This is a genomic window from uncultured Methanofollis sp., from assembly GCF_937919355.1.
Taxonomy (GTDB): domain Archaea; phylum Halobacteriota; class Methanomicrobia; order Methanomicrobiales; family Methanofollaceae; genus Methanofollis.
In genome coordinates this window covers 25,856-35,132 of sequence record NZ_CALFSA010000021.1, presented here as the reverse complement: position 1 = coordinate 35,132, position 9,277 = coordinate 25,856, and the positions used below count along the sequence as shown (strand labels likewise).

The following is a 9,277-nucleotide window of genomic DNA, read 5'->3' as shown; positions in this document are numbered from 1 at the left end:
CAAGGTCGGTGACGCCCTCGTAGGCCGCCCTGTTCATCATGTACGGCGGGGATATCGGGGTGTAGCCGCGCTCCACCAGGAGGTCGAGGGCGTAACGCTGGAGGGCCATATCCAGGAGGACAAGCCTCCCTTTCAGGTAGTAGAAACCGGCGCCGGCGACCTTGACGGCGCGCTCGAAGTCGGCCCAGTCGTGCTCCACCGCCAGTTCGCCGTGGTTCTTCAGTTCGAAGGAGGGGACCTTCGGCTCGCCCCACCTTTTCACCTCGACATTCTCCGTGTCGTCCTTGCCCACGGGCACGCTCTCGTGGAGGATGTTGGGGATGCGCATCTGGTAGAAGTGGACCCTGTCCCTGATCTCCTCAAGTTCGGCCTCGGCATCCTTGATCTCGCCGGGAATATCTGCCGCTTCCTTGAGGAGGGCTGAGGCGTCCCCGCCTGCCTTTCTGGTGGCGTTGATCTCGCGGCCGATCACGTTGCGCCGGTTTCTCAGTCTGTCGACTTCGACCTGGAGTTCCCTGCTCCTCCTGTCCTTCTCCAGCAGGTCATCGATCCAGGCCAGTTTCTCGGTGTCCCCCCTCTTCTGCAGGTCTGCCCTGACGATCTCAGGGTGTGTGCGGATGAACTTCAATTCAAGCATGTATTTTCCACCATCTCTCGTCTGTTGCGGTGTTGTTTGGGGCCGGAGATCCGGCCGGGTACCGTAAAGATTGAATGCCTGAGATATTAGTCTTCATCTACAATATTATCTGCTGTGGTGCTGAGGGGTGCACAATCAGTGCTGTTCTTCTCGAATCGAGGATGATGTGCAGGACTTTGCAGTATGACCTCACGAGAACTGGTTCAGCCGTACTGTGTGCATGCGCCTCTTCGTCCGACATCCCCTGTATTGTAGAGGACGTCTTTTCCTTCCTCAAAGCGTTTATCCCTGAGCCCGCCGGCCTCAAATCCGGGCGGTTTCCAGTCCCTCTCCTTTCCCTTCCCCGGCACTGGCGAGACATGGCCGAGGGCGGATATTACCGGAGATCAGATGTGCAGCCCATGGGCGTTGAGTCCTGCTGGATTTCATCTTGTTTTGCCCACGGGCGTCGGTATGCCAGGACCAGCGGATCCCTCCTGTACGGGCCCGGATAGGATGTGTGACTCCTGAAAAGGAAGTTTATATGGGCAGATCTGACCCGGGCATGGCCGGGATACAAAAGAATAGAATCGGGGAGATCTACTCTGCCCCGCGGTTCTGCTCTCTTACTTCCAGGAGAACATTGGGAAGGCCGGCCTGAGGGGGTCGTTCTCCTCAAGGGACGAGAGCTTGAAAGAACGACCAAACTCCCGGCCCTCGCTGTTTTTGTAGGTGACGACTGCCTTGACCTCCTCGGCCATTGCGGAGAGGGCATAGGCATACTCTCCGTCGACGCCGAGATCCTTCACGTCGAACTCAATGTTCAGGGGGACGAGGGCGACATGGATCGCCTCTGCCGGGGCGTTGCCTCCATTAACGATCACGATCGACTTTGCATCGTCGGAGAGTTGACAGGTGACTGCAGGGAGGTTCTTCGTCTCGGTCATGATCTGCAGGCACATCGCCGCGGTCAGGAGGACGACGAAGATCGAGATCCCCATGAAGATGTTCTCGACGACGGCGAGGAGGAGGCCGATGACCACACCGGCGACAAGGATGAGAAGCGGGACCTTATCCATACTATGGAATCTCCCTCTGATCATATAAGAGGTGAAGACTGCTCCCCAAGTACCAATCCTGCACTTCGGTCCCTCCGCCTGATCACGGCAGGATAAGAGGATTGTTCTCGAAGAACCCCCCAAAACTTTGTTCTATGAGTGGTTACCATGAAAACCACCGGGGTGGTTTTCAAAGTACGGCCTTCGTCACCGGTTTCAGTCCTTCTTTTCGTTCCTGAGGAATTCGACGGTCGTGCCGAGCGCCGCAACGATTCCCTCCTCACCTTTGAGATATTCCCTGAGCGCCCGGTAGAGCATGAGCATGACCTCGTAACCGTAGATCCCGAAGGCGTCTTCCGGACCGAGGGGACAGGTGTATGAGTCGACGGTTTGGCCGTCCGAGGAGTACATAAGTTCGACGAACTCCCCCTTCTCGTTGAGGGCGCAGAACTGGTCGTCCACCTTCTTTGTCGGGTCGTCGGGCCTGTAGGGCATCGGTTCGGTCTTGCCGAGGACGATCATGCGCTCGCGGTAATACTCGGCGTTGAAGATCTCCCCATTCTGGTCCTGCCGCCCCTTCTTCAGGAGGTTCATGCCGATCTGCCCGACAAGGGGCGCCGCCATCCCGGCCATCCTGCTGAGGAGCGCACCCTCCTGCCCGGCGAGTTCGCCGGCATACTTTCCCTTCTCATCCCGCACCTCGTCGATCGTCCTGATGAGGGCGGCGTACCCTGCTTCGATCTCGTCCATGGTATCGTATCCCTGCTATCTGGTTGTCGGCGCCCTTATATGATGATGTGGAAAACCGTCTTTCGGCACCCCTGTCAGGTAGACCGTCCTGTTCCCGGTGATCTCGACAGGAATCAATTCGCCCGGCCTGAAATCACCGGGGACGACGATCTCGCGGTACGCCGCGTCCCGCGCCACCCATGACCCTCCCTTCTTCCGTGCCGTGACCACCGCCTCGACCGTCGTCCCGACAAGACCGGCATTCTGCTCCGCGTAGATCGCTTTGGCAGCGGCGTCGAGGAGACGCGATCGATCCTTTGCGACCCTTTCCGGCTGTGTTTTCAGGGCCGCCGCCGCCGTGCCAGGCCGCGGCGAGTAGCGCGTCACATTCACTTTTTCCGGCCTGATCCTCTGGAGGAGAGCGAGGGTCGCGGCAAAGTCCTCCTCGGTCTCTGTCGGGTAGCCGACGATAAAGTCTGTGCAGATCCTGACATCAGGGCAGATCTCCCTGAATACGGTGACCATATCCTCGTATTCTGCCACGGTGTAGCCGCGCCCCATCGCCGCCAGCACTGCGTCAGACCCTGACTGGACAGGGAGGTGGAGGAAGGAGAAGACCTTCCCGTCGCGGCACGCCTCTGCAAGGGGGACAAGGATCCGCTTCACGGTCGCCGGGTTCATCATGCCCAGGCGGACCCTGAAGTTTCCGGGCACCGCACTGACGGTGCGGACCAGGTTGGGAAGAGCCTCGCCGGTGTCCATACCCCAGGCGCTCACGTCCTGTGCGGTGAACTGGATCTCGCAGGCCCCCTCCCCCGCGAGGGCCCCGACCTCACGGCATATCTTCTCCATCGGGCGGCTCCGCAGGGGGCCGCGCGCGAACCTCGTGATGCAGTACGCACACTTCCCTGCGCACCCTGCCGCCACCTGGACGATCCCGATGCCGTCCTTCTCCTTCGTGCACCTGCCGGAAAAGCGCTGCTCGATCTCGTCGGGGAGGATCACCCGCACGTCCGGCGCGGCGGCGAGGACCTCCTCTCCCTGAACCACAGGCATGCACCCCGTGACATAGAGGGTGCGCCCGGCAAACGCCCGTATCCTCCTGAGCATGTGCCTCTCTGTCCAGCCGATGACTGTGCAGGTGTTGATGACGACGGCGTCCGCGTCTGCCGGGTCGGAGACGATGGTGCAGCCCTGACTTCGGAGTATCTCTGCCAGTTTGATGGAATCCGCGTGGTTGTAGGTGCAGCCATAGGTCTCGATATACACCCGCTGATCAGTGAGACGGTCCATTGGTATGTACTGGGGCGCCCGACCATATCATTCTGCAGACAAAGGCCCATCTCCTGTCACGCTTTGACGGCATCGGAAGAGCCATTATGGGTTTCATCACAATGCTTAACCCTGCCTCTGCCTATCATATATGAATGCTCACGATAGGCCTGCTGGGGTGCGGCAATATCGCCAATATAATAGTCAAAAACCATGTGGGAGTCGATATTGTCGCCCTGTATGACCAGATGCCCGAGCGCGCGGAGGAACTGGGGACACTCTGCAATGCAAGGGTGTTCCGGGATATCGAAGAGTTCCTCAGTGCAGATTTTGACATCGTTGTGGAGGCGGCCTCTGTCGCTGCCGCTCAGGCACATGCCGCCGCGGTCCTTGAACATGGCAAGGACCTCGTGGTGATGAGTGTCGGCGCCTTTGCCGAGAAAAAATTCCGGGACGCCATCAATGACCTCGCCCGGTCGCTCGGCAGGAAGATCTACATCCCGAGCGGAGCGATCTTCGGGCTTGACAACCTGAAGATCGGGCAGATCTCCGGGATCCACCGCCTCCTCCTCAGGACGACGAAGAACCCCCGCTCCCTCAATGTCGAGTGCGCCGAGCGCACTCTCCTCTTCTCGGGAGCGGCACACGAGTGCATCAAGCACTACCCGAAGAACACCAATGTCTCTGTCGCCCTTGAACTCGCCGCCGGCCGCACGGTGGACGTGGAACTCTGGGCAGACCCTGCCGTGGACAGGAACGTCCACGAGATCGTCATCGAGGGAGACTTCGGGGACGCGACGATCACGGTGCGGAACCTGCCAAGCCCTGACAACCCGGCGACAAGTTATCTCGCTGCCCTGTCCATCGTGACCCTGCTCAAGAATCTCGACGAACCCATGAGGATAGGGACATGATAGCCGACGAGATCAGCAGGTTGAAGGAGGAGAGGAATGCGGTTGTCCTCGCCCACAACTACCAGGTGCCTGCGGTGCAGGACGTCGCCGATTTCGTCGGCGACAGTCTCGAACTTGCGATTCGTGCGAAAAATACCGATGCCGACGTGATCGTTCTCTGCGGCGTCGACTTCATGGCAGAGACCGCCCAGATCCTGAACCCCGCAAAGACCGTCCTCCTCCCGGCAGGAGAGGCGACCTGCCCCCTGGCGCAGGCGCTGACGCCCGACATGATCCGGGACGCACGGTCTGTCCACCCTGACGCGGCCGTCGTGGTGTACGTCAATTCAACGGCCGAGTGCAAGGCAGAGGCCGACATCACCTGCACATCGGCGAATGCCGTCGACGTCGTCAGGTCTCTCGACGAGGACGTGGTCTTCGTCGGTCCGGACGCCAACCTGGCCTCCTATGTACGGGGTCAGGTACCTGAGAAGACCATCTTACCCCTGCCTGCAGACGGTCACTGCCCCGTGCACCAGAGGTTCACCCTTGCAGACGTCGAGGCCGGACGGGTGCAGGGCGACGCGGTCGTCTGCCACCCCGAGTGCAGTCCCGAGGTGCAGGCAGCGTCTGACATTGTCGCCTCCACCGGTGGAATGATGAGGCAGGCCCACCTCCACCCGCAGTGGACCGTGCTCACCGAGGAGGCGATGACCTATCGTCTCGGCCGGACCTTCCCGGACGCAGTTTTTCACGCAGTCAAGGGCATGGAATGTGCCGATATGAAGATGACGACGGCCGAGGACGTGCTCATGGCCCTGAAGTACGGGCAGCACCGGGTGACCGTGGACGAGAGCGTCGCCGCCGGGGCGCGCCGGGCCATCGAGAGGATGATCGCACTCAAGAGGTGAGAAGGGAATGGTCGATGCACGCATGCTCCTCTCTTTCCTGGAGGAGGACACCCCCTTTGGCGACCTCACCTGCGATGCCGTCATCCCTGCCGATATGACGGCTTCGGCCGTGATCAGGGCGAAGGAGGCGTGCGTCATCGCCGGAGTTGAGGAGGCGGCGTTCTTCTTCTCTCACCTCGGTGCAACAGCGGTGGCAAAGGTGAAGGACGGCGAGATGGTCGCCGCGGGGACTGTCGTCATGGCGATCAGGGGATCTGCCCGTGCAATCCTCTCTGCCGAGAGGACTGCCCTCAATATCATGGGACGTATGAGCGGGATTGCGACGGCAGCACGTGAGGCGGTGGAGGCGGTGCAGGCGGTCGACCCTGCGGTGCGAGTCGCCTCCACCAGGAAGACCTGTCCCGGCCTCAGGGCACTCGACAAGAAGGCCGCGGTGCTCGGTGGTGCCGTGTCACACCGCTTCTCCCTCTCCGATATGGTCATGATCAAGGACAACCACCTCGCCCTTGTGGGCCTGGAGGAGGCGGTGCGGCGGGCGAAGACGCACTCCCCGTACCATAAGGTGGAGGTCGAGGTGGAGTCGGCGAAAGACGCCGTCAGGGCGGCGGAGTACGGCGCTGACATCGTCCTCCTGGACAACATGACACCCGAGGGGGTCAGGGCGGCAGTGGCCGCCCTCATGACCTCCGGCCTGAGAGAGAAGGTCGTTGTCGAGATATCGGGCGGCGTCTCCCGCACCACCCTCCCCGCCTATGCCCGGACTGGGGCCGACATCATCAGCATGGGCGCCCTCACTCACTCTGTCAGGAACGTCGACGTCAGTCTGGACGTTGTGCCCGACAGGAAGTGAATCGTCGTCATTCCCTCTTTTTTGCTCGGTCTGTTGCTGTGCTTGTGTTGTTGGCTGCGGTGCAACCCTCCAGAACTGGCATACCCTGACAGGGTTTACCAGATGTTATCCCAGAACTGATCAGAACCCCCAGTCACGCTGATAAAGAGGGTGCATCCGGTTCAGAAATCGGCTCTGTAGATCCGCTTGGAACTTCATTTCATGAACCATTCAACAAAATCAACAAAAAATATTTTTCAGTCTAGATTGAACTCGGTCGCCTCTTTGGTGAGGAAGTACCCCAGGATCGTCCTGATGATGACGATGCTCCCCAGGAAGAGGATCTCCTCCTGCGAGGGCGTGACAAGGGTCAGGAGGATGTCGGCGGCGATGAGAAAGTCCAGGCCGAAGACAATTCTTATGGTGAACTCCCGCCTGATCTCGCCGTACCTGAGGGGACGCCCGAGCACCTCCTTTCTCAGCGTCCCAACGGCTGCCCCGACACCGCCGTAGATGATGATGACGGCCCCGATAAGGCTGAAGACGGCGGCGGCCGCGGCGTAGACCTCAAGGAGCATGTACGCCTGCGGGGGCGGTGCAGAGACATCAATCTTCTGATCCCATCATTCCGAAATCATTATGTGATGCCCCTGTCATCCTCGCATCGAGATACCATGGATATGATACATGTGGACGGCAAAGACCGGGGCCCTATCTACCTCTATGCCCTGAGCACCTGCGGGTGGTGCGCAAAGACCAAAGAACTCCTTACCACACTCGGCGTCGCCTTCGACTATGTCTTTGTTGACCTTCTCCCGAAGGTCGAGATGGAGCAGACTTATTCCGAGATGCTGCAACTCTACAACCCCCTCGGCTCGTTTCCGACGCTCGTGGTCAACGGGAAGGTGATCATCGGTTACCAGGAGAACGAGATCAGGGAGGCCCTCGCGGAATGATCCCTGACGACCGTGTCGAGAGAGAATATCTCCGCCTGAAAAAGGAGGCCGAGGCCGGGGGGTACCGCCTCAACCCCGACAGGGTCTTCGTCGCGGGACTTGTCAGGGGACTCCTGACCAACACAGAAAGATACAGCTACCCTTCATGCCCCTGCCGCCTCGCCACGGGTGAGAAAGAGAGGGACCTCGACATCATCTGCCCCTGCGACTACCGCGACCCTGACCTCGCCGACTATGGCGCCTGCTACTGCGCCCTCTACGTCTCCGCAGGGGTTGCGTCCGGGAAGGTGGAGGCGCGGCGGCCTGTTCCCGAGCGCCGACCGCCGGGCGGACCGGAAAAAGGAGAGGCACACCCTTCCGGCGGGATCACAGGGCATCTCCCCCTCCCGGTCTGGCGCTGCAAGGTCTGCGGTTATCTCTGCGCCCGCGAAAAACCGCCGGAGATCTGTCCCATCTGCAAGGCAGGAAAGGAACGGTTCGAGCGTTTCATCTGAGAGACGTCACTCGTCGTCCTCGCCGAGGAGCGCCCGGAAACGCCTGACCGAGAGGTCGAGGTAGGCCTGCTCCTTCTCGATACCGATAAAGCGGCGGCCGAGGAGGCACGCGGCGATCCCGGTCGTCGAACTCCCGGCAAAGGGGTCGAGCACCAGTTCGTCCTCATAGGAACTCGCCAGGATCACGCGCTGGAGGAGGGCGAGGGGTTTCTGGGTCGGGTGCTTTCCCTCCCTCTTTTCCGACCTCTTCGGTGTCGGGACAGACCAGACAGAGCGCATCTGCTTTCCCGGCCTTTTCAGGACATCATAGTCCCAGGCCCCGTGTTTCATATCGTCATAGTTGAAGGTGTGGCGTCCCTCTCCTTTCCGCGCCCAGATCAGGGTCTCGTGACTCGCTGTGAAGACCCGCGTGCTCAGGTTGGGCGGGGCGTTCGGCTTGAACCAGCAGATGTCATTGAGGATATGAAAGCCGAGACTCTGGAGGGCATACCCGCAGGCATAGATCGAGTGGTAGGTGCCGCTGATCCAGATCGTCCCCCCCTCGCGGAGGAGACGACCGCAGGCCTTTATCCAGCGGCAGTGAAAGTCAAAGTCCTCCCTGATCCCACCGCTCCGGTCCCACGCACCTTTGTCGACAGGCGCCCTCCTCCCGCTCTGGCAGGTGAACCCCCCGTTCGAGAGGTTGTACGGCGGGTCTGCAAATATGAGGTCGACGGAGCCCTCTGGCATGGCGTTCATGCACTCGACAGAGTCCCCATGGTAGAGGGTCACGCCGTCGCAGGAGTAATAGGGTTGCATCATTGCTACCGGTCTGCATAGACATTGCCCTCCTGAAAGATGACATTTCCCATCTGAAACCGGGCATCCACGATATTCTCATGTAGTTGGCACGACCACCCTATCTGAAGGATCATGGAGAACCACGAAGTCCAGGATATGATGCGCCTGATGGCATCAAGGATTACTTCCATCGCCGACAGGATCGCAGATACGGAGGTGGAATCATTTTTGCACGAACTCCTCTGTGCAAAAAGGATCTACGTCCTCGGGGCCGGACGTTCCGGTCTGGTGGCAAAAGCATTTGCGATGCGGCTGATGCACCTCGGCCTGCAGTCTTTTGTCGTCGGTGAGACGATCACCCCCGCCATGCAGGCCGACGACGTCCTCGTCGTCTTTTCCGGTTCAGGGAAGACGAAGACGGTCGCCGAACTCGCCGAGACCGCAAAGGAGATCGGCGGCCGGGTCTGCCTGATCACCTCCAACTGTGACTCCCGGATCGGGAAGATCGCCGACTGCATGGTCGAGGTCGAGAGTCACCGCGACGAGGTGAAGGACGAGTCAGCCGAGTTCGAGATCAGGCAGATGATGGGCGAACACAAGTCTTTCGCCCCTCTGGGCACGATCTTCGAGACGGCATGCATGGTCTTCTCCGATGCGATCGTCTCTCGCCTGATGGAGATCACGGAGACAGACGTCGAAGCACTCAAATGCAGGCACGCCAATATCGAGTGACCGGCAT

At 60.2% G+C, this 9,277-nt stretch carries 12 protein-coding genes and 1 pseudogene; 6 read left to right on the top strand and 7 right to left on the bottom strand.

The window, feature by feature from the left end; all coding sequences use genetic code 11:
• The 5 genes and pseudogenes from Q0520_RS01325 to Q0520_RS01305 form a co-directional block, all read right to left on the bottom strand.
• Positions 1-637: pseudogene (locus Q0520_RS01325) on the bottom strand (serine--tRNA ligase); the annotation flags it as partial.
• A gap of 203 nt (positions 638-840) precedes the next feature.
• The gene (locus Q0520_RS01320; protein WP_298665674.1) at positions 841-987 is read right to left on the bottom strand and encodes a hypothetical protein; all 147 of its coding nucleotides are present in this window, start codon (positions 985-987) and stop codon (positions 841-843) included.
• Between the two features lie 255 nt (positions 988-1,242).
• Positions 1,243-1,695 carry a hypothetical protein gene (locus tag Q0520_RS01315; protein ID WP_298665672.1) on the bottom strand — a complete coding sequence of 151 codons (453 nt, stop codon included), beginning with the start codon at positions 1,693-1,695 and terminating at the stop codon, positions 1,243-1,245.
• Positions 1,696-1,890: 195 nt separating this feature from the next.
• Positions 1,891-2,424, bottom strand: coding sequence for a hypothetical protein (locus Q0520_RS01310; RefSeq protein ID WP_298665670.1), 534 nt, complete (start codon positions 2,422-2,424; stop codon positions 1,891-1,893).
• Between the two features lie 15 nt (positions 2,425-2,439).
• A complete protein-coding gene (locus tag Q0520_RS01305) occupies positions 2,440-3,696 on the bottom strand; it encodes a tRNA (N(6)-L-threonylcarbamoyladenosine(37)-C(2))-methylthiotransferase (RefSeq protein ID WP_298665668.1) in 1,257 nt (418 codons plus the stop codon).
• A 134-nt stretch (positions 3,697-3,830) separates the two neighbouring features.
• On the opposite strand from Q0520_RS01305, the gene nadX reads away from it, so the two are divergent.
• From nadX to nadC, 3 genes are read left to right on the top strand one after another with little or no spacing between them, the layout of a single operon-like run.
• On the top strand, positions 3,831-4,589 hold the full coding sequence (gene nadX, locus Q0520_RS01300; protein WP_298665666.1) for an aspartate dehydrogenase: 759 nt from the start codon (positions 3,831-3,833) through the stop codon (positions 4,587-4,589).
• Positions 4,586-5,479 (top strand): quinolinate synthase NadA, encoded by an 894-nt coding sequence (gene nadA / locus Q0520_RS01295; protein ID WP_298665664.1) that lies wholly within the window; start codon positions 4,586-4,588, stop codon positions 5,477-5,479. Before nadX ends, nadA begins: the two co-directional genes overlap by 4 nt.
• 7 nt (positions 5,480-5,486) lie before the next feature.
• Positions 5,487-6,329: a carboxylating nicotinate-nucleotide diphosphorylase gene (gene nadC / locus Q0520_RS01290; protein ID WP_298665662.1), complete on the top strand. Its 843-nt coding sequence runs from the start codon at positions 5,487-5,489 to the stop codon at positions 6,327-6,329.
• A 236-nt stretch (positions 6,330-6,565) separates the two neighbouring features.
• Here the strand turns inward: nadC and Q0520_RS01285 are convergent, their stop codons facing one another.
• Positions 6,566-6,886, bottom strand: coding sequence for a DUF1622 domain-containing protein (locus tag Q0520_RS01285; protein WP_298665660.1), 321 nt, complete (start codon positions 6,884-6,886; stop codon positions 6,566-6,568).
• Positions 6,887-6,982: 96 nt separating this feature from the next.
• Between Q0520_RS01285 and Q0520_RS01280 the strand changes: the two genes are divergently transcribed.
• Together Q0520_RS01280 and Q0520_RS01275 are read left to right on the top strand one after the other, a co-directional pair.
• Positions 6,983-7,264 carry a glutaredoxin family protein gene (locus Q0520_RS01280; RefSeq protein WP_298665658.1) on the top strand — a complete coding sequence of 94 codons (282 nt, stop codon included), beginning with the start codon at positions 6,983-6,985 and terminating at the stop codon, positions 7,262-7,264.
• A complete protein-coding gene (locus Q0520_RS01275; RefSeq protein WP_298665657.1) occupies positions 7,261-7,758 on the top strand; it encodes a ferredoxin-thioredoxin reductase catalytic domain-containing protein in 498 nt (165 codons plus the stop codon). The genes Q0520_RS01280 and Q0520_RS01275 overlap by 4 nt, the downstream gene beginning before the upstream one ends.
• A 6-nt stretch (positions 7,759-7,764) precedes the next feature.
• Here Q0520_RS01275 and Q0520_RS01270 read toward each other — a convergent pair whose 3' ends face one another.
• Positions 7,765-8,559, bottom strand: a complete 795-nt coding sequence (locus Q0520_RS01270) for a site-specific DNA-methyltransferase (protein WP_298665655.1) — start codon at positions 8,557-8,559, stop codon at positions 7,765-7,767.
• Positions 8,560-8,670: 111 nt separating this feature from the next.
• On the opposite strand from Q0520_RS01270, the gene hxlB reads away from it, so the two are divergent.
• Complete coding sequence (gene hxlB / locus Q0520_RS01265; protein WP_298665652.1) at positions 8,671-9,270, top strand: 6-phospho-3-hexuloisomerase; 600 nt, start codon at positions 8,671-8,673, stop codon at positions 9,268-9,270.
• Positions 9,271-9,277 lie beyond the last annotated feature (7 nt).